At 64.5% G+C, this 22,832-nt stretch carries 24 protein-coding genes and 1 riboswitch; of the genes, 21 read left to right on the forward strand and 3 right to left on the reverse strand.

Going from position 1 to position 22,832, the window contains the following annotated elements:
• The first annotated feature begins 18 nt into the window (after positions 1-18).
• Complete coding sequence (gene ftsY / locus ACFVSJ_RS09150) at positions 19-1,227, forward strand: signal recognition particle-docking protein FtsY (protein ID WP_387436097.1); 1,209 nt, start codon at positions 19-21, stop codon at positions 1,225-1,227.
• On the opposite strand, the gene ACFVSJ_RS09155 is transcribed toward ftsY, so the two are convergent.
• The gene (locus ACFVSJ_RS09155; RefSeq protein WP_387436099.1) at positions 1,224-2,459 is read right to left on the reverse strand and encodes an MFS transporter; all 1,236 of its coding nucleotides are present in this window, start codon (positions 2,457-2,459) and stop codon (positions 1,224-1,226) included. The two genes, ftsY and ACFVSJ_RS09155, sit on opposite strands and share 4 nt — an antisense overlap.
• A 216-nt stretch (positions 2,460-2,675) precedes the next feature.
• On the opposite strand from ACFVSJ_RS09155, the gene ACFVSJ_RS09160 reads away from it, so the two are divergent.
• Both ACFVSJ_RS09160 and ACFVSJ_RS09165 read left to right on the forward strand, forming a co-directional pair.
• Positions 2,676-4,013, forward strand: coding sequence for an ammonium transporter (locus tag ACFVSJ_RS09160; protein ID WP_387436101.1), 1,338 nt, complete (start codon positions 2,676-2,678; stop codon positions 4,011-4,013).
• Positions 4,010-4,348 (forward strand): P-II family nitrogen regulator, encoded by a 339-nt coding sequence (locus ACFVSJ_RS09165; protein WP_017199639.1) that lies wholly within the window; start codon positions 4,010-4,012, stop codon positions 4,346-4,348. The genes ACFVSJ_RS09160 and ACFVSJ_RS09165 overlap by 4 nt, the downstream gene beginning before the upstream one ends.
• 101 nt (positions 4,349-4,449) lie before the next feature.
• On the opposite strand, the gene ACFVSJ_RS09170 is transcribed toward ACFVSJ_RS09165, so the two are convergent.
• Entirely contained in the window at positions 4,450-5,850 is a 1,401-nt protein-coding gene (locus tag ACFVSJ_RS09170) for a glucose-6-phosphate dehydrogenase (RefSeq protein ID WP_387436104.1), read from the reverse strand.
• Positions 5,851-5,961: 111 nt separating this feature from the next.
• Between ACFVSJ_RS09170 and ffh the strand changes: the two genes are divergently transcribed.
• Together ffh and ACFVSJ_RS09180 are read left to right on the forward strand one after the other, a co-directional pair.
• Positions 5,962-7,539, forward strand: coding sequence for a signal recognition particle protein (gene ffh / locus ACFVSJ_RS09175; RefSeq protein ID WP_387436106.1), 1,578 nt, complete (start codon positions 5,962-5,964; stop codon positions 7,537-7,539).
• A gap of 50 nt (positions 7,540-7,589) precedes the next feature.
• Positions 7,590-8,312: an alpha/beta fold hydrolase gene (locus ACFVSJ_RS09180; RefSeq protein WP_387436108.1), complete on the forward strand. Its 723-nt coding sequence runs from the start codon at positions 7,590-7,592 to the stop codon at positions 8,310-8,312.
• On the opposite strand, the gene thiC is transcribed toward ACFVSJ_RS09180, so the two are convergent.
• Positions 8,295-10,127 carry a phosphomethylpyrimidine synthase ThiC gene (gene thiC / locus ACFVSJ_RS09185; protein ID WP_387436110.1) on the reverse strand — a complete coding sequence of 611 codons (1,833 nt, stop codon included), beginning with the start codon at positions 10,125-10,127 and terminating at the stop codon, positions 8,295-8,297. The two genes, ACFVSJ_RS09180 and thiC, sit on opposite strands and share 18 nt — an antisense overlap.
• A riboswitch (TPP riboswitch) is annotated at positions 10,122-10,229 on the reverse strand. (Overlaps the previous gene by 6 nt.)
• A 74-nt stretch (positions 10,230-10,303) precedes the next feature.
• Here thiC and ACFVSJ_RS09190 point away from each other — a divergent pair.
• The 16 genes from ACFVSJ_RS09190 (at position 10,304) to ACFVSJ_RS09265 (ending at position 22,816) form a co-directional block, all read left to right on the forward strand.
• Positions 10,304-11,392, forward strand: coding sequence for an amidohydrolase family protein (locus tag ACFVSJ_RS09190; RefSeq protein WP_387436112.1), 1,089 nt, complete (start codon positions 10,304-10,306; stop codon positions 11,390-11,392).
• Between the two features lie 73 nt (positions 11,393-11,465).
• Positions 11,466-12,338 carry a VOC family protein gene (locus ACFVSJ_RS09195; protein WP_387436114.1) on the forward strand — a complete coding sequence of 291 codons (873 nt, stop codon included), beginning with the start codon at positions 11,466-11,468 and terminating at the stop codon, positions 12,336-12,338.
• A 109-nt stretch (positions 12,339-12,447) separates the two neighbouring features.
• Entirely contained in the window at positions 12,448-12,888 is a 441-nt protein-coding gene (locus tag ACFVSJ_RS09200; RefSeq protein ID WP_387436116.1) for a hypothetical protein, read from the forward strand.
• Positions 12,889-13,105: 217 nt separating this feature from the next.
• Entirely contained in the window at positions 13,106-13,516 is a 411-nt protein-coding gene (gene rpsP / locus ACFVSJ_RS09205; RefSeq protein WP_387436118.1) for a 30S ribosomal protein S16, read from the forward strand.
• Position 13,517: 1 nt separating this feature from the next.
• Entirely contained in the window at positions 13,518-13,760 is a 243-nt protein-coding gene (locus ACFVSJ_RS09210) for an RNA-binding protein (protein WP_387436120.1), read from the forward strand.
• Positions 13,761-13,909: 149 nt separating this feature from the next.
• Positions 13,910-14,455, forward strand: coding sequence for a ribosome maturation factor RimM (rimM, locus tag ACFVSJ_RS09215; RefSeq protein WP_387436122.1), 546 nt, complete (start codon positions 13,910-13,912; stop codon positions 14,453-14,455).
• On the forward strand, positions 14,452-15,258 hold the full coding sequence (gene trmD / locus ACFVSJ_RS09220) for a tRNA (guanosine(37)-N1)-methyltransferase TrmD (RefSeq protein ID WP_387436124.1): 807 nt from the start codon (positions 14,452-14,454) through the stop codon (positions 15,256-15,258). Before rimM ends, trmD begins: the two co-directional genes overlap by 4 nt.
• A gap of 250 nt (positions 15,259-15,508) precedes the next feature.
• Positions 15,509-15,862 (forward strand): 50S ribosomal protein L19, encoded by a 354-nt coding sequence (rplS, locus tag ACFVSJ_RS09225; protein ID WP_014922079.1) that lies wholly within the window; start codon positions 15,509-15,511, stop codon positions 15,860-15,862.
• 79 nt (positions 15,863-15,941) lie between these two features.
• Positions 15,942-16,616 carry a signal peptidase I gene (gene lepB, locus ACFVSJ_RS09230; protein WP_387436126.1) on the forward strand — a complete coding sequence of 225 codons (675 nt, stop codon included), beginning with the start codon at positions 15,942-15,944 and terminating at the stop codon, positions 16,614-16,616.
• On the forward strand, positions 16,617-17,438 hold the full coding sequence (lepB, locus tag ACFVSJ_RS09235; RefSeq protein WP_387436127.1) for a signal peptidase I: 822 nt from the start codon (positions 16,617-16,619) through the stop codon (positions 17,436-17,438). It begins immediately after the preceding gene.
• Positions 17,438-18,187: a ribonuclease HII gene (locus ACFVSJ_RS09240; RefSeq protein ID WP_387436128.1), complete on the forward strand. Its 750-nt coding sequence runs from the start codon at positions 17,438-17,440 to the stop codon at positions 18,185-18,187. The genes lepB (ACFVSJ_RS09235) and ACFVSJ_RS09240 overlap by 1 nt, the downstream gene beginning before the upstream one ends.
• A 67-nt stretch (positions 18,188-18,254) precedes the next feature.
• Positions 18,255-18,590 carry a DUF2469 domain-containing protein gene (locus ACFVSJ_RS09245; protein ID WP_021470793.1) on the forward strand — a complete coding sequence of 112 codons (336 nt, stop codon included), beginning with the start codon at positions 18,255-18,257 and terminating at the stop codon, positions 18,588-18,590.
• A 100-nt stretch (positions 18,591-18,690) separates the two neighbouring features.
• Complete coding sequence (locus ACFVSJ_RS09250) at positions 18,691-19,056, forward strand: YraN family protein (RefSeq protein WP_387436129.1); 366 nt, start codon at positions 18,691-18,693, stop codon at positions 19,054-19,056.
• On the forward strand, positions 19,056-20,597 hold the full coding sequence (locus ACFVSJ_RS09255; protein ID WP_387436130.1) for a YifB family Mg chelatase-like AAA ATPase: 1,542 nt from the start codon (positions 19,056-19,058) through the stop codon (positions 20,595-20,597). The genes ACFVSJ_RS09250 and ACFVSJ_RS09255 overlap by 1 nt, the downstream gene beginning before the upstream one ends.
• Before the next feature lie 45 nt (positions 20,598-20,642).
• Positions 20,643-21,827 (forward strand): DNA-processing protein DprA, encoded by a 1,185-nt coding sequence (dprA, locus tag ACFVSJ_RS09260; protein WP_387436180.1) that lies wholly within the window; start codon positions 20,643-20,645, stop codon positions 21,825-21,827.
• Positions 21,828-21,919: 92 nt separating this feature from the next.
• Positions 21,920-22,816, forward strand: coding sequence for a tyrosine recombinase XerC (locus tag ACFVSJ_RS09265; protein ID WP_387436131.1), 897 nt, complete (start codon positions 21,920-21,922; stop codon positions 22,814-22,816).
• Positions 22,817-22,832 lie beyond the last annotated feature (16 nt).

A 22,832-nucleotide genomic window follows, 5' to 3' on the forward strand; every position in this document is an offset into this window, starting at 1 on the left:
TTGTGAGAAGGTAGGGGAGTGAATGATTCCCTTCCCATAATTCTGTCCATTGTCGCTGCGCTCGTCGTGGTCGGCGGACTGGTGCCGGTACTCCTGAAGGCGCGCAAGTCCGGGGCGAAATACCCTGGAACGCGGGACGCCAACGATCCCGTCCAGTCGCCTGCCGCAGGCGGCGGAACCTTGGTGGATGAGGACCGTCCCGGCGCCGTGAAGGCGCCCGCCCCCGAATTCGATGGATCCGTCGAAGAGGCCGTGGTCCCTGACGACGCCGCCGGGCTGGAAACCATTGCCGTGGAAACGCCGGCTCCAGTCGAGGGCCGGCTCGCCCGCCTCCGCGCGCGCCTGGTCAAGTCGAACAACGTCCTTGGCAAGGGCCTCCTGGCGTTGCTTTCGGGCGACAAGATCGACGAGAACGTGTGGGATGAGGTAGAGGAAACCCTGCTTCTGGCGGACCTTGGCACGGAACCCACCATGCAGTTGGTCGACGCGCTCCGTGAACGCGTCAAGGTGCTGGGCACGCGCGATCCCGAGCACGTCAAAGAGATGCTGCGCGAGGAACTCATCAAGCTGGTCGATCCTTCCATGGACCGCTCCCTTAACGTCGCCCGCCAGAGTGACCGTCCCGCCGTCGTGCTTGTTGTTGGCGTCAACGGCGTCGGCAAGACCACCACGGTGGGCAAGCTGGCACGCGTGCTGGTGGCCGAGGACAAGGACGTGCTGCTCGGTGCAGCAGATACGTTCCGCGCGGCAGCCGCGGAGCAGTTGGCCACGTGGGGGCAGCGTGTAGGCGTTCCCACGGTCAAGTCGGACATCGACGGCGCCGATCCCGCGTCGGTTGCCTATGAGGCTGTCAAAGCCGGCATCGACCAGGAAGTCGATGTTGTCATGGTGGACACCGCGGGCCGTCTGCAGAACAAGACCGGCCTGATGGACGAGCTCGGCAAGGTCAAGCGCGTCATCGAGAAGCTGGCCGAAGTGGACGAGGTCCTCTTGGTCCTCGATGCCACCACGGGACAGAACGGCCTCAACCAGGCGCGGGTCTTCGCTGAAGTGGTCAACATCACAGGCATTGTCCTGACCAAGCTGGACGGTACTGCCAAGGGCGGAATCGTCGTCGCCATCCAGAAGACGCTGGGCGTGCCGGTCAAGCTGATCGGCTTGGGCGAAGGCCCGGACGACCTCGCGCCCTTCGAGGCCGAAGGCTTCGTGGACGCCCTGCTGAACTAGTCTTCGGCAACAACGGGGGAGTGCTTCGACGGTTCACGGGCAGGCAGCCAGGCTGCAGCCGTGAGGAGAAGCACTCCTCCTGTTATTCCAAACGCCCAACCGTAGCCAAGCTGGTCAGCCAGGAGGCCGGCGACGACGGGGCCGATAATGGCGCCAGTGTCCGCGGCCATCTGGAAAACGGCCAGCACCTTCCCGCCGGAACGCCCCCGGCCAATGACGTCGGCGACGGCGGCCTGCTGGGCAGGACCAAGGAGTCCTGAGCCAAAGCCTGCGACCGCCGAGGCAGCGAAGAACGCAGGAAGCCCCGTGGTAAGGCCGATGACCCCGGAGGCGACGGCTGTAAGGGCGAGCCCCGGAACAAGCAACGGCTTGCGGCCCCAGGCATCGGAGAGCCGTCCTGAGAACGTCAGGGCGAGGGCATTCCCCACAGCAAAGACGGCAAGCGCCCACGCGGCCGTTTCCGGGCGGGACTGGAGCACCGCGGTGGCAAACAACGGAATGGTGGCCATGCGGACGCCGAAGGTCACCCAGCCATTGCCGAAACTCGAAAAGACCGCCGCCCGGTAGGCCGAGTCGTGCAGCGCTTCCCGCAGCGACATGGCCGGAGCGTGGCCGGCCTCCTGGCTCTCGGCCCCCGCGCCGCTGAGCATGGTCCTGACCACGAGGGCCGCCACCAGCAACGCTCCCGCATAGGCCAGGAACGGCACCCGCAGCCCGAATCCGGCCAACAGTCCACCCACTACCGGACCCAAGACACTGCCGATCAGGAACGCGGAAGCGTAGGCTCCCGAAACCCGGCCCCGGCGTTCAGGCGGAGCGAGCCGGATGAGCAGGCCCATGGCGGCAACGGTGAACATCACCGAACCTGCGCCGCCCAGTCCGCGAAAGATCAACAGCTGCCAATAATCCTGGGCGAAGGCGCACGCGGCCGTGGACGCAGCGACGATGAGCAGGCCCGTGACGTACACGTTCCGTTCCCCGAACCGTCCTATCAGCGCGCCCCCGGCGGGAGCGAAGACCAGACGCATGAACGCGAAGATACTGACGATCACGGCGGCGGCCGTTGCCCCGACGTCGAACGTGGTGGCGAATTGCGGCAGCACAGGTGCTACCAGGCCGAAGCCCAACGCAATGAGGAAGGCCGCGGCGAGCATCACCTTGATATCGCGGGGGAGCGGTTCCCTGTCCTGCCTGATCCCTGGCTTTTCTGCGGATCGCGGCGACTGAGGCATGTGATGCTGGTCCTTCATTTTCGGGGTGTGTGACGCATGAAACATATCCGTAACAGCGCGGTGATGCACCATTTACGTTGGGGAGGTTGTTGTAACCGGCCCGCAATCTAATTCCTGCGCAGGTGAAACACTGCGGCACAAAACTCTATTGCAGGACGCAAAAGGCGTCAGGACAGCGGTTGGAACCGCAGTACTAGCAAGAGAGGAACGTGCACCATGGAACTTACCGCAGGTCACGTATGGGTCATGGTGGCGGCGGCGCTCGTGCTGTTCATGACACCTGGTTTGGCATTCTTCTACGGTGGCATGACGCGTGCCAAGGCAGCCCTGAACATGATGATGATGAGCTTCATCTCCATCGGCATCGTCGGCGTCGTATGGGTGCTGTGGGGGGCATCCATGAGCTCCGGCGAAGGCTTCCTGCAGATCGTCGGCAACCCGTTCGCCACTTTCGGCCTTGAGGGCGCCGGCTCGACGCCCGACGCGCTGATCAAGATCGGCTACGCAGCAACCTTCGCCATCATCACGGTGGCCCTCATCAGCGGCGCCATCGCAGACCGCGCCAAGTTCGGTGCGTGGAGCCTCTTTGTCCCAGTGTGGGTCACCCTGGTGTACTGCCCGCTGGCCTACATGGTCTGGGGCGGCGGCCTCTTCGGTCCCGAGGGCGTCATCGGCCAGGCCCTGGGCCACGCGATCGACTTCGCCGGTGGCACCGTGGTGCACATCAACGCCGGTGTGGCGGCACTCGTCCTGGTCCTGATCATCGGCAACCGCCGCGGTTTCGGCAAGGATCCCAACCACCGCCCGCACAACATCCCGTTCGTCATGCTGGGCGCTGCCATCCTGTGGTTCGGCTGGTTCGGCTTCAACGGTGGCGCTGCCGCAACTGCGGAACAGGGCGGCCTGATCTGGATCAACACCCTCGCAGCCCCCGCCGCCGCAATGATCGGCTGGCTCATCACAGAGCGTATCCGCGACGGCCACCCCACCTCGCTGGGTGCAGCCTCCGGTGTTGTGGCAGGCCTCGTCGCCATCACCCCGGCCTGTGCCGACGTGAGCCCGGTCGGTGCCCTTGGCCTGGGTGTCGTCGCTGGTGTGGCTTCGGCCCTGGCAGTTGGCCTCAAGTTCCGCTGGGGCTTCGATGACTCCCTGGACGTCGTCGGCGTCCACCTCGTCTCCGGCATCATCGGTACCGTGGCTCTCGGCTTCATCGCAGTTCCCAGCGAAGGCGTCACCGCCGGTGGCCTCTTCTACGGCGGTGGCTTCGCCCAGCTGTGGGCACAGCTCGCAGCGGCCGGCGTAGCGATTGTGTTCTCCGCCGTGATGACCGCGATCATCGCACTCGCCATCCACAAGACCATGGGCTTCCGGGTCTCCACGGAGCAGGAGAACGTGGGCGTGGACCTCAGCCTCCACGCAGAAACGGCCTACGAGTTCGGTGTCAACGGCCACGGTGGAAGCTTCCAGCCGCTGCATGACCTGGTGACCGGCAAGAACGAGGTCGCTGCAGAATCCAAGACCCCCGCCGCAGGCAAGGAGAGTGTCCAGGCATGAAACTCATCACCGCGATCGTCCGTCCGGAAAAGCTGGAAGCAGTCCGGGAAGGCCTGGAAGCCTACGGGGTCCAAGGATTGACGGTCAGTGCAGCAAGCGGCTACGGCCGGCAGCGCGGGTACACCGAGGTGTACCGCGGAGCCGAGTACAACGTGGACCTGCTGCCCAAGATCCGCATCGAGGTCCTTGCCACGGACGAGCAGGCAGATGACATCCTGGATGTCCTCATCGCCTCCTCCAACACCGGCCGCGCCGGCGATGGCAAGGTCTGGACCGTGGATGTCTATGAAGCAGTACGCGTCAGGACCGGTGAGCGCGGCGCCGCCGCGATCTAGGACCAGGCAACGTCAAGGGGCCGGATACCGCACAGGTATCCGGCCCCTTTCGCGTACCGGTTCAGGGACGGAAGCCGACGACGCCGGGAGGCAGGGCCTGCTTAGCCCTCACCGTTGCTGGACCAGCCCGCCGGACCCGCGCTGCCGGCGTCGTACTCTTCCAGCGGAACGGTGCCGCGCGACCAGGCCCGGAGGACGGGTTCCACGATCCGCCAGCAGTCTTCGGCGGTGTCCCCGCGGACAGACAACAGCGGATCCCCTGAAAGGATCCCCTCCAGGACTTCGCCATATGGCAGCAGGTCCGGAGCATTGAGTTCGGCTACGAGGCTTGCCCGGTCCAGGCTGAAGACGTCGCCGGGACCGTTGACGTCCACATCGAGTTCCAGGACATCGGGCCCGAACCCGATGCGGAGCTGGTTCGGTGAATCGACGCCCGAGAAGCCCGTGGGCAGGTGGGGGACGGGCCGGAAGGTGATCACGGCTTCCTTCCGCTTGCGGCCGAGTGCCTTGCCGGAGCGGAGGATGAACGGGACACCCTGCCAGCGCCAATTGTCCACGCTGATTTCCACCTCCGCCAGCGTTTCCGTATTCCGGCCCGGGGCCACGCCTTCCTCGGCCGTGTAGTCAGGAACGTGCCGCTCTCCAAGGGTTCCGGCGCTGTACCGGGCGCGGCGGGTACTTTTCGCATAGGGCGCCTTGACGTTGCTGGCCCGCAGCACGGTGGCAATGGCGTCGCGCAGGTCCCTCTCATGGAGGGTCGCAGGAGCGTCGAGGGCGAGCAAGGCCAGGACATGCAGCAGGTGGCTCTGGATCATGTCGCGCAGGGCGCCGGCACCGTCGTAGTAACGTGCCCGTCCTTCGAGGGCCAGGTCCTCGTCGAAGACGATTTCCACCTTCTCGATGTGGTTTCGGTTCCATACGGGCTCCAAAAACCTGTTGGCGAAGCGCAGGCCCAGGATGTTGAGGACCGTGGCTTTGCCAAGGAAGTGGTCAACACGGTGGATGTGGTCTTCGGGAACCAGGGTGGCCAGGGTCCGGTTGAGTTCCCGGGCGGATTCTTCGCCGGAACCGAAGGGCTTCTCCATCACCAGGCGGGTCCCCGCGGGCAGTTGCCCGCGGCGAAGGACCTCGCAGGCCTTCTGGCTGATGTGCGGGGGCAGGGCGAAATAGATGGCTACGGGTCCGTCCAACTGTCCCAGAAGGTCCGCCAGCGGGCCGTCGGCGGTGACGTCCAGTTGGTGGTAACTGGTGGACGCTGCCACCGCCGCCAGCGATTTCCGTCCAGCGGGGTCGGCCTTGGCGGATGCGGCCTCGAAGGCACCATCCACCCGCTGCCGCCACTGTTCCGCGCTCCAGGGATCCGATCCCGCGCCAACCAGCCGCAGCCCCGACGCGCGGCCGCTGGCAAGGAGTCCGGCGAGGCCCGGAAGGAGCAAGCGCCCGGTCAGGTCCCCGGACGCGCCGAGGATGAGCAACGTTTTCACAGTTGTTTTGTTGGTCACCGTGCCAGCATGCCATCTTGGAAGCGTGACTTGATACCCTAGATAGTCGAGTCCCCTCCGGTGTGCCGCCTTGGCCACCATTCGTAGACCATCGAAAGAAGTGCGCGGCGCGTGTTCAATTCACTCTCTGACCGGTTGACAGCAACCTTCAAGAACCTCCGTGGCAAGGGGCGTCTCTCTGAGGCCGACGTTGACGCCACAGTCCGGGAGATTCGCCGTGCCCTGCTGGACGCGGATGTTGCCGTGCCGGTGGTCCGCGAATTCACCTCCCGAATCCGGGAGCGTGCCCTCGGCGCCGAGGTTTCGGGTGCGCTGAACCCGAGCCAGCAGATCGTCAAGATCGTCAACGAGGAACTTGTGGAGATCCTCGGTGGCGAAACGCGGCGCATCCGCCTGGCCAAGAACGGCCCCACCATCATCATGCTTGCCGGCCTCCAGGGCGCGGGCAAGACCACCCTCGCAGGCAAGCTGTCCAAGTGGCTCAAGGGCCAGGGCCACAGCCCCCTGCTGGTTGCGTGCGACCTCCAGCGCCCCAACGCCGTCACGCAGCTCCAGGTCGTGGGCCAGCGCGCCGGCGTGCCGGTCTTCGCTCCGCACCCCGGTGCCACGTCCGAACTCGAACACCCTGCAGGCGATCCCGTGGCTGTTGCGCAGGCCGGTGTGGCCGAAGCCCGCCAGAAGCTGCACGACGTCGTCATTGTGGACACCGCCGGCCGCCTTGGCGTCGACGCGGAGATGATGGACCAGGCCAAGCGGATCCGCCAGGCCATCATCCCCAACGAAGTCCTCTTCGTCATTGACGCCATGATCGGCCAGGACGCCGTCAACACGGCCATGGCCTTCGACGAGGGCGTTAACTTCACCGGCATCGTGCTGTCCAAGCTCGACGGCGATGCCCGCGGCGGTGCCGCGCTGTCGGTCGCGTCCGTGACGGGCAAGCCGGTCATGTTCGCCTCCACCGGTGAAGGCCTCGACGACTTCGAACTCTTCCACCCGGACCGGATGGCCTCGCGCATCCTGGACATGGGTGACGTCCTGACCTTGATCGAACAGGCCGAGAAGGCCTGGGACAAGGAAGAAGCCGCCCGGATGGCGAAGAAGTTCGCCGACCAGGAAGACTTCACCCTGGACGACTTCCTGGCCCAGATGCAGCAGATCCGCAACATGGGCTCCATGAAGAAGATGCTCATGATGATGCCCGGTGCGCAGAACATCCGGCAGCAGCTGGAGAACTTCGACGAGAAGGAAATCGACCGCGTCGAGGCAATCGTGCGGTCCATGACCCCGCACGAGCGTGTTGCCCCGAAGATCATCAACGGTTCGCGCCGTGCCCGTATCGCCAAAGGTTCCGGTGTTCACGTCTCCGAGGTCAATGGCCTCCTGGAGCGCTTTGCGCAAGCCCAGAAGATGATGAAGAAGCTTGCCCAGGGCGGCGGAATGCCGGGAATGCCCGGGATGCCGGGACTCGGTGGCCCGGGCGGAGGGCGCAAGGGTGGCAAGAACGCCCCGAAGAAGAAGGCCCGCTCCGGAAACCCGGCCAAGGCAGCGCAGGAATTGCGCGACGCCGAGGCGAAGCGTGCGGCTGCCGCCTCAGCGCCGAAGGGTGCTGCTTTCGGCCAGGGGGCTGCCGATTTCGATCCGTCCTCGTTGAACCTGCCCAAGGGCTTCGACAAGTTCCTGGGCAAGTAACCATCCACGCATCCTCCGGGGATGTCGGTGCCGTGGAATAGTCTGATCCAATGCACAAGCAGCGCGTAGTTTTTGTCCACGGCCTGGGCAGTTTCGGCGCTGCGGCCTGGCCAAAGCAACATGGCATGGCTTTGGATTATGACGCCCTGTTCCTGCGGCGCCATGGTTTCCACCCCGTTGCCGATCCGGTGGAATCGGATGTGTCCGCCGATGTCGCGATCCTGCTCGATTCGCTGGGCGCTGCCGGCGGAGGCCACGTGGTGGCGCACGAGCAAGGCGCCATTTCCGCGATGCTTGCAGCAGTGGACCGCCCGGACCTGGTGCACTCGCTGGTCCTCGTTGAACCTGCGTGCTTGTCCCTGACGGCTGAGCTGCCCGCTACGGCAGCCCACCGCGCGCTGATGGAACCTCTCTTCGACGTGCGCGGCCGGCTCAACGACTCCGACTACCAGCGCGAGTACTTCAGGCGCGCCTTCTCCGCCGAAGCCAGCGGGCTGGACACCCCGGAAGCGCAGCGCTCCGCCCGCCGCTTGAGGCTGCAGGCGCCACCGTGGGAGGCCCAGCTCCATATCGTTCCGGGCGTCCCCACGTTGGTCTTGACGGGCGGCTGGGAACCTTTGTACGAGGAAATCGCCGCCTACCTGCAGGAAACCGGTGCCCTCCGGCGCGTGGCAGCTGGAGGGCACCGGCCCCAGGACTCGGTGGATGGCGACCGGATCATCCGACGCTTCATCGCCGAGGTCGGCAGGGCTTCGTCAGTTCGCGCGTCCTGAGGCGGCGGGAACCTGGAGTTCCGGCAAATAGACCTTGCCTCCGGCGGCGAGGAATTCCTCACTCTTCTCGCGCATTCCGCTGTAAATCCCGGCTATGGCGGCCTGGGCTTCGGCCGATCCGTATTCATCGCGGATGTCCTGGCTGATGCGCATCGAGCAGAACTTGGGTCCGCACATGGAGCAGAAGTGTGCCGTCTTGGCCGGTTCGGCGGGAAGTGTCTCATCGTGGAATGATTCCGCGGTGACCGGATCCAGGGACAGTGCGAACTGGTCCCGCCACCTGAACTCGAAGCGTGCCTTGGAAAGGGCATCGTCGCGCTCGTTGGCGCCGGGGTGTCCTTTGGCAAGGTCCGCGGCATGGGCTGCGATCTTGTAAGTGATCACGCCGGTCTTGACGTCGTCCTTGTTCGGCAGGCCCAGGTGTTCCTTGGGGGTCACGTAGCAGAGCATGGCCGTGCCGTAGCGGGCAATCTCCGTGGCACCGATCGCCGAGGTGATGTGGTCGTACCCTGGCGCAACGTCGGTCACGAGCGGCCCGAGGGTGTAGAAAGGGGCGCCCTTGCACAATTCCTGCTGGCGTTCCACGTTCTCCCGCACCAGGTGGAAGGGAATGTGCCCCGGTCCCTCAACCATGACCTGGACGTCGTATTCCCAGGCCCGCTGTGTCAGTTCGGCCAGGGTATCCAGTTCGGCGAACTGCGCCGCGTCGTTGGCGTCCGCCGTGGCCCCGGGGCGGAGGCCGTCACCCAGCGAGAAAGCGACATCGTACTTGGCGAAGATCTCGCACAGTTCATTGAAGTGGGTGTAGAGGAAGTTCTCTTGGTGGTGGGCAAGGCACCATCCGGCCATGATGGAACCGCCGCGGGACACAATGCCCGTGACCCGGTTGGCGGTGAGGGGAACGTAGCGCAGCAGGACACCTGCGTGGATGGTCATGTAGTCAACGCCCTGCTCGCATTGTTCGATCACCGTGTCCCGGAAGATCTCCCACGTGAGCTTGTTGGCCTCGCCATTGACCTTTTCCAGCGCCTGGTAGATCGGCACCGTGCCGATGGGGACGGGGGAGTTGCGGATGATCCACTCGCGGGTGGTGTGGATGTCGTCCCCCGTGGAAAGGTCCATGACGGTATCGGCGCCCCACTGGGTGGCCCACTGGAGTTTGTCCACTTCCTCGGCGATGGAACTGGTGACGGCAGAGTTGCCGATGTTGGCGTTGATCTTCACCAGGAAGGCCTTGCCGATGATCATGGGCTCGGACTCGGGGTGGTTGATGTTGTTGGGGATGATGGCCCGCCCTGCAGCGACTTCGCTGCGGACCAGCTCAACGTCGCAATTCTCCCGCAAGGCGACGAACCGCATTTCGGGCGTCACGACGCCCTGCTTGGCGTAATGCATCTGGGTGACGGTTTTACCTTCGACGGCGCGGCGGGGCACGGGTTGTGCACCCTTCCACTCAGCCGAGGCGGCTCCGCGCCGCACGGCCGACTTGCCATCGTCCAGCAGGTTCCGTTCCCGGCCCGAGTACGCCTCTGTGTCACCGCGTGCCTCGATCCACGCCTGGCGGAAGGGCTCCAGCCCTACGACTGGATCGCTTCCGGGGCCCGCCGTGCGGTACACCTGCAGTGGCTGGTTTGCCTGGCCGTTGGGCGAGGGTTCCAACGCGATTTCAGTCACCGGCACGCGGATGCCGTGGCCGGGATCTTCCAGCCAGGCAAGCGAGTGGGATTTCAGGGATTGGGTCACCGTTTCCGCCGTGCCTGCTGCGGAACCGGACTGGTTTTGGGCAGGGCTGTGCTGTGATTCTGTGGTGCTCAAGGATTACTCACTTCCTTCGCCGGCATTACCCGGACAGGTTCAACGGTCGCAGACTGCGTCAGTCTGATCTCAGCCCCTGCAAGGGCTCCCGTGTGGTCGTAGACGAAGCTACCACAGCCAGGCGGGTGGTCCCAGTCACAAGCGAGCCGGCCGGCGGTCCCGGCTAGGCTTCTGCCATGGCCAACATCATTGAATTCAGTGGTCCCGTGCTGGTGGCAGCCGATGACGAACGCCAGGGTTTGTGGTCCGTGGACGGAAAGCTGACCTTTGAACGTCCCGCAGCCGTGCCGGATGAAGTGCTCGACGGATGGGTGCTCCCGGGCTTCGTGGATGCGCACTGCCACATCGGCCTTGGTCCGGGCGGGTCGGTTGACGACCCGACCACCCTCGCCCAGGCGGTAGCGGACCGAAACGCGGGAACCCTGCTGATCCGTGACGCCGGTTCGCCCAGCAACACGCGCTGGGTCCAGCAGCGGGAGGACTTGCCCCGGCTGGTCCGCGCAGGGCGGCACATTGCCCGGAGCCGGAGGTACCTGCGCGGCCTGGGCCATGAAGTGGAGCCTGATGAGTTGGTGGAGACGGTGCGGAAGGAAGCCCGCGACGGCGACGGCTGGGTCAAGCTCGTGGGCGACTGGATTGACCGCGGGATCGGCGACCTTTCGCCGTCATTTCCCGCCGCCGTGGTCAAAGACGCCATTGCTGCCGCCCACGATGAGGGCGCCCGCGTGACCGCGCATTGCTTCGCGGAAGAAACCGTGGACCAGATGCTCGACTCCGGAATCGACTGCATCGAGCACGCGACGGGGCTTTTGCCGCGGCACATACCCCGGTTGGTGGAACAGCAGGTGCCAATCGTGCCCACGTTGGTGAACATCGCGACTTTCCCAGACATCGCCGCGCAGGCCAAGCCTAAATTTCCCGACTACGCCCAGCACATGACCAGCCTGTGGGAACGGCGTCGCGAGCGGGTCCTGGAGGCTTTCGAAGCAGGCGTTTCCATCTACGCGGGCACCGATGCCGGCAGTGTCATCAAGCATGGGCGGATTGCCGACGAGATGCAGGAACTGCACGACGCCGGCCTGCCGCCTTCCGCGGTCCTCGACGCTGCCGCTTGGCGCGCCCGGGCCTGGCTGGGAGCCGAGGGCATCAGCGAAGGGGCGAGTGCCGACGTCGTGCTCTGCCGTGCGGATCCCCGGCGGGTGCTGGCCACGGTCCACGAGCTGGGCCACGTGGTCCTCAGGGGCAACGTCGTCCGCTGGGAATAAATTGAAGCTTCAAGTAATTTAGATAGGTAGAACGAGCCGAAAAGCGGCCACCTTGACCTACCGGGAGCATCACATGACCACTTCATCCAGCCAGGACCTGCTGCCTGCCGACCTCACCATGGGCACAGTGATGCTCAAGGTAGGCGACATGAAGGTCATGAGCGACTACTACCAGCGCGCGCTGGGCCTTCAAATCGTGGCCGAGCAGGACGGCGGCCTCTACCTGGGCCGCCTGGGCAAGCCGGTGGTCCACCTTGCCCCCGCGGCGGGCCTGCAGATCCCGGGGCGTGGCGAAGCCGGCCTCTTCCATACCGCGATTCTTTTCGACGATCAGCCCTCGCTTGCCGCCACTATCGCCACCGCCGCGCAATACGAGCCCCGGGCTTTTGTGGGCAGTGCCGACCACCTGGTCAGTGAGGCGTTCTACTTCACCGATCCCGAGGGCAACGGAATCGAGTTGTACTACGACAAGCCCCGCGAAGTGTGGAAGTGGGACGGCAAGAACGTGGTCATGGACAATGTCGCGTTGCCGCCACAGGCCTATCTGCAGCAGTACTTGAGCGAAGCGGCGGTGACCGGTCAGGCCCAGGCCGTTGCCGGCGTCGGGCATGTCCACCTGCAGGTAGGTGACGTGGCTACCGCCCAGCAGTTCTATGTCGACACGTTGGGTTTCGAGCGGACGGCGGGCTGGCACGGCCAGGCCCTGTTCGTCTCCGCGGGCGGGTACCACCACCACATGGCCATGAACGTCTGGAACAGCCGCGGTGCCGGACCGCGCCGGGACACGCTTGGGCTGGGGGAAGTGCTGATCGAGGTCCCGGGCGATGGTGATGTCCAGGCCCTGGCCGACCGCCTGAAAGTGGCCGGATTGAAGAGCCACCACACTGGCAAGGAACTTCGCTTCGAGGACCCCTGGCGCAACCAGTTGCGGGTTGCTGTCCGGTAAGGCGTGTCGCGCCGGCCGGGTGCCGGCTGCACTAGGCTGGGCAGTATTGGAGGGCGGCCCGAGGTCGCCTTCCGGTGTCTTGTCAGCGCGAACGAATGAGAGTCTTTCCATGGGCTTTGCCGAAATCTTTGTAGCCACCCACGACGAAGCACTCAAGCGGGCAGCCGCCCTGGACCGCGGCGCGGATGTTGCCGGGTCTGCCGTCCGGATCGATGGCATTACCGACTACGAGGTCGAACAACTGGGCGATCTCGCGGGCCAAGCCGTACACGCTGCGGGAGCTGATTATGAGCTGGCGCTCGTGGATGTGACGAGCGACGCCCTTCTGGGCGTTCCGGAGGCCATGGTCCGGGCGCTGGCCGAGCTCCTTACCTACGAAAACGAGGGCGAAGGCAACGTTCTTGACGACGTCGCCACAGCGTGGGCAGGTCAGGAAGACATGCCTTTTGGCGCCGTTGAGTCGAAGGGCTATGTGCAACAGCTTGCTGCCTTGGCCTCCGACGTGGAGAGCGCCGATCGGGCGGGCCTTTACGTGTGGTCCGTGTCCTGAGGCCTCCCGTCCGGCGACGCCGTGGTCAATTTCACACGCGCCTGTTCCGGTCAAGTCGTAATTGTCCCGCCCATCTGGCACAATGGACAGGTACTCGATCGGTGCGGCCCCTCTCTCCGTGCACGTATCTTGTCCTTCGAACCCCCTAGTATGGCCCGCCCCACGGGTGCAGAACGTCGGGTTCAACCCCGTTTCAGAAACAGGAGTGACCACAAAAGTGGCCGTAAAGATTCGCCTTAAGCGCTTCGGTAAGATGCGCGCACCGTACTACCGCATCGTCGTCATGGATGCCCGCGCCAAGCGCGATGGCCGTGCCATCGAAGAAATCGGCAAGTACCACCCCACCGAAGAGCCGTCATACATCGAGGTCGCTTCCGAGCGTGCCCAGTACTGGCTTTCCGTTGGCGCCCAGCCGACCGAGCAGGTTGCCGCGATCCTCAAGATCACCGGTGACTGGCAGAAGTTCAAGGGCCTGCCTGGCCAGGAAGGCACCCTGAAGACCAGGGCTCCGAAGGAAGCTTTCGTGGCTCCGGAGAAGGGTTCCGTCATCATTCCGGAAGCCATCACCAAGAAGGCCAAGAAGGACGACGCCGAAGCCGCTGAAGCAGAGACCACCGAGGCTGAGTAAGTTGCTGGCAGAAGCGCTCGAGCACTTGGTCCGTGGGATCGTTGACAGTCCTGAGGATGTCAAGGTCAGTGCCAAGAACAACCGCCGCGGGGAATCCCTCGAAGTGCGGGTTCACCAGGAGGACCTCGGCCGGGTAATCGGCCGCCAGGGACGCACCGCCCGTGCCTTGCGCACGGTGGTTGCAGCCTTGGCTGGTGGCGATCAGGTCAGGGTCGACGTCGTCGACACCGACCGTCGCCGGTAGCGCGCTCAGCATCATTTGCCTTAAGTCCGGCCCCTTCACCGAATATGGTGGAGGGGCCGGATTGCTTTATCGAACACCCCTTGCTTGAGAAGAACAACGACGTACCGCGGCCATCCGGCCGGCGGCCAAACCAGAATTCAGAGGAACCAATGCAGCTCCAGGTGGCACGGATCGGCAAACCCCATGGCATCCGAGGCGAGGTCACAGTGCAGGTGCTGACCGACGCTCCGTCCGAACGCTTCGTTGCCGGCACGGAATTCCGGGTGGAGCCGGCCGCCTCCGGACCGCTGACTGTCCGCAGCGCGCGTTGGAACAAAGACATCCTCCTGCTTGGCTTCGAGGAAGTCCCGGACCGCAACGCAGCAGAGCTCATCCGCGGCGCCAAGCTCTTCATCGAAACGGAAGACCTCGACGACGACGGCGAAGAGGGCTGGTACGAGCACGAACTCGTTGGCCTTCAGGCGCGCGTAGGCACGCACGTTGTGGGCAAAGTGGCGGCCCTGAACACCATGCCTGCACAGGACCTGCTGGTGGTTGAGGGCCACGATGGCAAGGAGATCCTGATTCCCTTCGTGGACGAGATCGTTCCGGAGGTCAACATCGAGGGGGGATACATCCTCATCACCCCGCCGGCAGGCCTCTTTGAGATCAACGACGAATCAGCCATTGAATCCAAGGGGGAGTCCCCTGAATGAGGATCGACGTCGTCAGCATCTTCCCGGAGTACCTGGCTCCGTTGGAACTCTCCCTCATTGGCAAGGCACGCCAGGACGGAATCCTGGAACTGAACGTCCACGATCTCCGCTCGTTCACCACGGACCGGCACCGCACCGTGGACGACACCCCCTACGGCGGTGGCGCGGGCATGGTCATGAAACCGGAGCCGTGGGCCCAGGCGCTCGAATCGGTTTCCTCGCCGGGGGCGGACAAGAAGCCGGTCCTGATCGTGCCTTCGCCGGCGGGGGAGAGGTTTACCCAGGCACTGGCCTACGAGCTGGCCGAGGAAGACCAGTTGGTCTTCGCATGCGGCCGTTACGAGGGCATTGACGAGCGGGTCATCGATTGGTCCCGCGACCATTTCGCCGTCAGGCCCGTCAGCTTGGGGGACTACGTCCTCAACGGTGGCGAAGTCGCCGTATTGGCCATGGTGGAAGCCATCGGCCGGCTGCTTCCTGGCGTCGTGGGAAACCCCGAGTCCCTGGTCGAAGAATCCCATTCCGACGGCCTCTTGGAGTACCCCGTCTACACCAAGCCTTCCTCCTGGCGTGAGCACGATGTTCCGGAGATCCTGCTGAGCGGTAACCACGGCAAGATCGCGCAGTGGCGCCGGCACGAACAATTCCGCCGCACGGCCGAACGGAGGCCCGACCTTCTCGCGGATTTTGATGCTTCGAAGCTGAGCCGCGCCGACCGGAACGCCTTCGCGGACTTGGGTTACGACGTCGTTGACGGCCGCCTCCGCACCCGTGGGTACGAAGCCAACGACGAAAGCCGCTGACCGCCGTCGTACATCCCGCCGCGTGATTGGCCCGATGGTGCAGCATGTGGCAGAATTAACCCTTGTGTCTGCTGGGCTGGCGCCTGCCACAGGGGGAGCTTAGCCAACAGCCGGACAACCAGTGACGCCAATCAGTGGCGGGACTGGCACCGATGAATCTTCGGCGGAAATTTCCGCGGGCCAATGCGCTCCGGGCTTGTTCGCCGTGACCCAAGGTGGATGACCTGTGGCGTTCACCAGGAGTGGATCAATGCATATCCTCGATAGCGTAGACGCAGCCTCGCTGCGCAACGATGTTCCGGAGTTCCGCGCGGGCGACACCCTCAAGGTTCACGTCAACATCATCGAAGGCAAGAACTCCCGTGTCCAGGTATTCCAGGGCTTCGTCCTGGGACGCCAGGGTGACGGCGTTCGCGAAACCTTCACCGTGCGCAAGGTTTCCTTCGGTGTCGGCGTAGAGCGTACCTTCCCGGTACACTCCCCGATCATCGACAAGATCGAGGTCGTCACCAAGGGTGACGTCCGTCGCGCCAAGCTCTACTACATGCGTGCACTGCGCGGTAAGGCTGCGAAGATCAAGGAAAAGCGCGACTTCGCCAAGTAAGTCCACCAACTTACGCAACGGGTCCAGGATTCGTGCCCGGGGTTCCGGAGCAATCCGCAACGCAACAGGGATACGAATCATGGACTCAACAGAACGCCAGCCCCGGAAACAGGGCTGGCGTTTTGTCGTTCTTGCCCTGGTACTTGCAGTGGCTATCAGCGGACTGGTCAGATCCCTCTGGATCGACGTCTACTACATTCCGTCGGAGTCCATGGAGCCGCTGCTGGAGACCGGTGACAGAATCCTGGTCTCACGCACGGCATTCGGCTCCGAGCCCATCCGCCGCGGGGACGTGGTGGTTTTCGATGGACGCGGTTCCTTCGCTTCGCTCAGCAGCGGAAAGGGACCCCTTGTTGACGCAGTGGACGCTGCCGGGCAGTGGTTCGGCCTGACGGGCAGCGACACAACGTACGTCAAGCGGGTCATTGGACTCCCAGGCGACCACGTCCAATGCTGCGATGCAACGGGGGCGCTCACAGTGAACGGTCAGGCAGTTGCGGAACCCTATGTTTACCCGGGCGACGAACCCAGCAAGCAAAAATTCGATGTGGTTGTTCCGGCCGGACGTCTCTGGCTCATGGGCGACCACCGGTCACGCTCTGCGGATTCGCGTGGCTTGCTCGGGGCGCCCGGTGGGGGAATGGTCCCCATGGACCGGATCATGGGGCGTCCGGTCCAGATCATCTGGCCACTTGATAGATTTGCAGAGATGCCTCGCTCCGAGCAGGCCGACCCATCGAAGAACGGACAGTAAATGCCGGACAGAGTTCCCGAGAATCCCGAGCGGCACGACGACGACGCGCGGCTCTTGGACGGAACGGCCAGTGCCGGCGGGGCTGACGCGGACATGTCCGACGCCGGGACGTCCGACGCTACGGCGGATGAGGCTGAACCCCGGTCGAACGTCTTCCTCGTGTGGCTCAAGGAGATCGTCACCGTGGTGGCCATTGCCCTGGTGCTGTCCTTCCTGCTGAAAACGTTCCTGTTCCGGGCTTTCTACATCCCCTCCGAATCCATGGAGAGCACCCTGGACGTCAATGACCGAATCTTCATCAACTTGCTGGTTCCTGGTCCTTTCGACCTCCAGCACGGCGATGTGGTGGTCTTCAAGGACACGCAGGGTTGGCTGACGCCCACTGAGAAGAAGCCTGCCGGGCCCATGGACTGGGTGGGGGACAGCCTGGAGTTCGTGGGCCTGATGGCCGACGACAACGAGCAACACCTCGTGAAGCGCGTTATTGGCCTCCCCGGTGACCATGTGACGTGCTGCGACGCCGGAGGTCGGCTCAGCATCAACGGCGTGCCGTTGGATGAGACTTACATCAATCCCGCCGAAACGCCTAAGCCCGAACAGTTCGACGTTGTGGTCCCCGAGGGCAAGGTCTGGGTGATGGGCGATAACCGTAACCACTCTGCCGATTCCCGCAGCCACCAGGAGATCAACGGTGGGTTTGTGAACATCGAGGACGTTGAGGGCAAAGCGACAGTGATCGCATGGCCCGTCAACCACTGGACCGTCCTGGACAACTATCCGGACGTCTTCAAGAACGTACCCGCTGGCACGCAAGGAAAGTAATGGCAACAGCCCCAACCCGGACGAAGAACAGCGTGGCCAAGGCTAAGGTCAAGCCAACTAAGAAGGCCGCGCCGGTATTTCCCACGCTCGACGTCGAGCGGTCCTTCCTCGCCTCCGGCGCACGCCTGTTGGCCGGAGTGGACGAGGTAGGCCGGGGTGCGTTGGCAGGTCCGGTCAGTGTGGGCATCACGGTGGTGGATCTCGCGGACCACGGTCCGCTGGCCGAAGTCCGCGACAGTAAACTGCTCAGGCCTGACGACCGGGACCGCCTGGAACCACTGGTTCGCGAGTGGGCCGTCGCCAGTGCCGTGGGGCACGCTTCCGCACAGGAAATCGACCAGATCGGGATCATAGCGGCCCTTCGCCTGGCAGGCACGCGCGCCTGGTTCGAAATCCTCGCAGGAGGGGTCACTCCGGATGTGGTCCTGCTCGATGGCAGCCACAACTGGCTTTCCCCCGAGGTCCAGGCTTCCCTCTTCGATGATGCCCCCGCATCGCCTGCCTGCGAGGCCCCCGTCCATACCCGCGTCAAAGCTGACATGAGCTGCCTCAGTGTGGCTGCCGCAAGCGTCTTGGCCAAGGTGGCACGCGACCGGATCATGGTGGACCTGCACGCCGAGCTTCCCGCTTACGGTTGGAACGAGAACAAGGGGTACGCCACAGCGGCGCACCGTGAGATCATCCGGCTCCAGGGGCCCAGCGCCTACCACCGGACCAGCTGGCACTTGACGGGTCCAGGCGGGGAATGAACGCATGATCAGCCCGTAGTGACGGTCGCTGGCGCTCTGCTTCCTGCGGATGGTGCAAGATGGAACCATGAGCGCCGAAGACCTTGAGAACTACGAAACCGACATGGAGCTCCAGCTCTACCGCGAGTACCGGGACGTTGTCGGCTTGTTCAGCTACGTTGTTGAAACCGAGCGGCGCTTCTATCTCGCCAACCACGTTGACCTGCAGGCGCGGAGCGCCGACGGGGAAGTCTACTTCGATCTCACGCTCCAGGATGCCTGGGTATGGGACGTCTACCGCTCGGCGCGCTTCGTGAAGAACGTCCGGGTCATCACGTTCAAGGACGTCAACGTGGAGGAACTCCCGCGGAACGAGGACCTTGCGTTGCCCAAGGACGGCGATTTGGGAGACTTGGGCAACTAGGCCACTTCTCCTCCACAACCCCGGCGATGCCCGGGTTACCCACATAGGGTGACACGCCCCTGACACCTTCTCCTGCCAGCCGGAATGCTGGATAGCGGAGGTGGTGCCCATGCGGGCGAAAGACATTCTTGGCCTGGAAGGCGAAGGACTGGCGGCTGCATTCCTGGAAGGCCAGGGCATGCAGGTCGTCGATCGCAATTGGCGTTGTGCCGAGGGCGAGATCGACATTGTGGCGCGCGACGGCGACACGCTGGTCATCGCCGAAGTAAAGACGCGGCGCAGCCTGGCGTACGGCCATCCTTTTGAAGCCGTAGGGCCGGATAAACTCGCACGGCTCCAGAGGCTGGCGTCCAGATGGGGCCGCGAGCACGGCCTGCATTTGCTGGGGCGTCGGATCGACGTTGTGGGTGTGATCCATGATGGCGTCGGTGAACCGCAGCTTGAGCATCTCCAAGGCGTCGGCTGATGGCAGTCGGGCGCAGTTACGGTGTTGCTTTGGTGGGCCTCAACGGCTACATCGTTGAGGTTGAGGCGGACATCGGCCAGACCCTGCCGGCCTTCGTGATCCTTGGCCTGCCGGACGCTTCCCTCAACGAAGCCAAGGAACGGATACGTTCCGCCGCGCAGAACTCAGGAATTCCCCTCAGCAGGCGGAAGATCACGGCCAACCTGATCCCTGCCTCATTGCCGAAGCGGGGATCGGGCTTCGACCTCGCCATCACCATGGCTGTTCTCCGGGCAGCGGAGGACATCCGGTCCATCAGCGGGACGGTCTTCATCGCGGAGCTGGGGTTGGATGGCCGGCTTCGACCCGTCCGTGGAATCCTTCCCGCCGTGATGGCCGCCGTCGACGCCGGGTATCCAGAGGTTGTTGTTGCGGAAGCCAATGTGGCCGAAGCGAAGTTGGTTCCAGGTGCCAGCGTTCGGGGTTACAAGACCTTGGCAAGGTTGGCCTATGACTTTGGAGCGGATCCCAAGGAGCTCGCCTTGGACTTCGATCCCGCCGCCGATGAAGCCGCGGAGGACGAGGGCTTCCTTGAAGAGCCAGTGGCGGACCTCTGCGACGTCTCAGGGCAAGCGGACGCCCGGCGCGCACTGGAGGTGGCCGCGGCAGGTGGCCACCACATGCTGCTCACGGGTCCCCCCGGCGCGGGGAAGACCATGCTGGCCGAACGGCTGCCAGGGCTCCTTCCGGATTTGGCAGACACGGCGTCCATGGAGGTCACAGCCATCCATTCGCTGGCCGCCATCCCATCTTCGGCGGTCCGGCTGATCCGCAGGCCGCCCTTTGAGAGCCCGCATCACAGTGCCACAGCGGCGGCCATCATAGGCGGAGGCTCCGGGCTTCCCCGGCCGGGAGCGGCGTCCCGCGCCCACCGTGGCGTTTTGTTCCTGGATGAGGCTCCTGAGTTCGAGCGCCGAGTCCTGGACGCCCTGCGCCAGCCGCTGGAAAGCGGAGAACTCGTGATCCACCGATCAGCCGGCACAGCTGCCTATCCTGCGCGCTTCCAGCTGGTCCTGGCGGCCAACCCTTGCCCGTGCGGCAAGGCATCGGGCAAGGGAATGGAGTGCAGCTGTACAGCGATGATGCGGCGACGCTACTTCGGCCGGCTGTCCGGGCCCCTGCTGGACCGGGTGGACATCCAGTTGCAGGTGGACCGCGTTTCGCTGGCCGATTTTGGGCAAGCAGGGTGCGAGGAAAGCACCGCCGTGGTGGCCCGCCGTGTCACCGGGGCCAGGGACCGCCAGCTCGAACGCCTCCGGTCCTTCGGCTTCGAAACAAACTCGCAGGTTCCCGGGCGCATCCTGCGGGGTGACCTTCGTCTGGGCGCGGGAACAACGCGGATCCTCGATACCGCCCTCGAACGTGGCCTGCTGACTGCACGGGGTTACGACCGTGTACTGCGCCTCGCCTGGACCCTCGCGGACCTGGAACACAGCGACACACCCCAGGCTGACCATATCGGACAGGCCTTGGGCCTCCGCCAAACGAATTCAACAACGTGATCACGGCAATCTGCTGAAAGGACGCAAGCATTGAGTGTACTGGGAATGATGGACAAGGAGCGGATCGCCAGGGCTGCACTGTCCCGCCTCATGGAACCGCAGGACTTGGTGGGTCTCGCCCTGGTCCATTCCGTAGGCGCCCTTGATGCCCTGGGTATCGCGACGGGTGAGCTGACTGCGGGCGCTGCGGTTGAGCGGGAAGTGACGGCCTTGCTGTCGCAGGATGGAAATCTGGCCGCATGGCCCGGTTTGGATGCGAGCCTGCGGCGATGGGCGCCCAGAATCCCTGACCTTGCACCGGAGCGGGACTTGGAGACCATGAAACGACTTGGCGGTCGGGTGCTTGTTCCTGGCGATGATCTGTGGCCGGGGCAATTGGCCGACCTCGGTTTGCAGGAGCCCCTGTGCCTTTGGTGGCGGGGGCAGGAAGAGGCGTTCGCCCCAGCACGGCAGACCATTGCCTTGGTCGGATCGAGGGACAGCACCAGCTATGGCGGGTCGGTCACAGGCGACTTCGCCTACAGCCTGGCGCAGCGGGGCTTTACGGTGGTCTCGGGCGGTGCGTACGGCATTGATGCCCATGCGCACAGGGGAGCACTGAATGGCGGGGCAGCGGCCATCCCCACTATTGCCGTCATGGCCGGGGGAGTGGATCGCTTCTACCCGGCGGGCAACGAGGATCTCCTGAGGACTGTCGCTAATCAAGGTGCCGTGTTGGCAGAGGTGCCACCGGGTTCGGCTCCAACCCGTTACCGGTTCCTGCAGCGCAATCGAATTATCGCGGCATTGGCAGCGGTTACGGTGGTGGTCGAAGCGCGTTGGCGATCCGGAGCGCTGAACACCGCCCATCATGCGGAAACCCTGGGCAGGGTGGTGGCAGCGGTCCCGGGCTCCATCCACAGTGCCAATTCGGCAGGATGCCATCGACTGCTGCGCGACGGCGGCGCTGTCTGTGTCACCGACGTAGGCGAGATCGCCGAGCTTTCCGGCCGAAGCGGCGAGGAACTGGCCGTGGATAAGGACGGGCCGAACCAGCCCCACGATGGCTTGTCGCTCGAGGACCTCATTCTCCTGGACGCACTGCCGGTGCGTTCAAGCAGCTCAGTGGAAAAGCTCGCCGTTGTTGCGGGCCTCAGTCCAGAAGCTGTCAGGGCAGGTTTGGGACGTCTGGCACTTCTTGGCTTGGCGGGTTCGGAGAGGGGTGCCTGGAAGCGGACCCGAAACCCGTGAACCAGGCTGCCGAGGGCCATGTCCTGCGCCACCAGGGCCGCACCATCTGGCACAGTTGAAGGGTGGACCGGAATACCTTGCCAGGAGCTCTCATGCAGGCCGCGGGTGGCTTCGAACGCTATCTGCGCGCGGAGCGGGCACGCTCCGCGCATACAGTGCGGGCTTACCTGTCCGACGTTGAAAGCCTTCTGGGCTTTGCTGCCCGGGAGGGTGTGACGGAACTGCCGCAGTTGGAACTGGGCACTCTCAGGCGATGGCTCGGTGCCCAAAGTGAGTCCGGGATGGCACGGTCAACCCTGGCCAGGCGGGCCGCCACGGCACGGTCCTTCACCAAGTGGGCCTTGCGGGAAGAACTCATCCCCAAGGATCCTGCCCTGCGGCTCCAAGCCCCTAAGCGCGCCAAGACATTGCCCGGTGTCCTGCAACAGCAGCAAGTCACCAGGATGGTCAGCGAGCTCGATGAGGCGGCTGCCCACGGAGGCCCTCTGGCCCTACGCAACCGGGCCATGGTGGAGCTTCTCTACGCAACAGGCGTGCGCGTAGGTGAATTGGTGGGCTTGGACATAGATGACGTGGACGCGGATCGGCGCACCCTCAGGGTCCTGGGCAAGGGCAACAAGGAACGGACGGTCCCCTTCGGAGTCCCTGCCGCAGTGGCACTCGACGACTGGCTGCGCCGTGGCCGGCCAAGCGTGGTAACCCCGGGCAGCGGACCGGCGCTCTTCCTGGGAGCACGGGGGAACCGGGTGGATCCCCGCCAGGTCAGGAGCGTCGTGGGGGATCTGCTGCATGCCCTGGGTGACACGTCGGCCACAGGACCCCACGCACTGCGCCACAGTGCCGCCACCCATCTGCTCGACGGCGGTGCGGACCTGCGGGCCGTACAGGAAATCCTGGGACACAGCAGCTTGGCCACCACCCAGATCTACACCCACGTCTCCGTGGACAGGCTGCGGAAGAGTTATCAACAGGCGCATCCGAGGGCTTGAATGACGGCAAAATACC

Source organism: Paenarthrobacter sp. NPDC058040, from assembly GCF_042885775.1.
GTDB lineage: Bacteria > Actinomycetota > Actinomycetes > Actinomycetales > Micrococcaceae > Arthrobacter.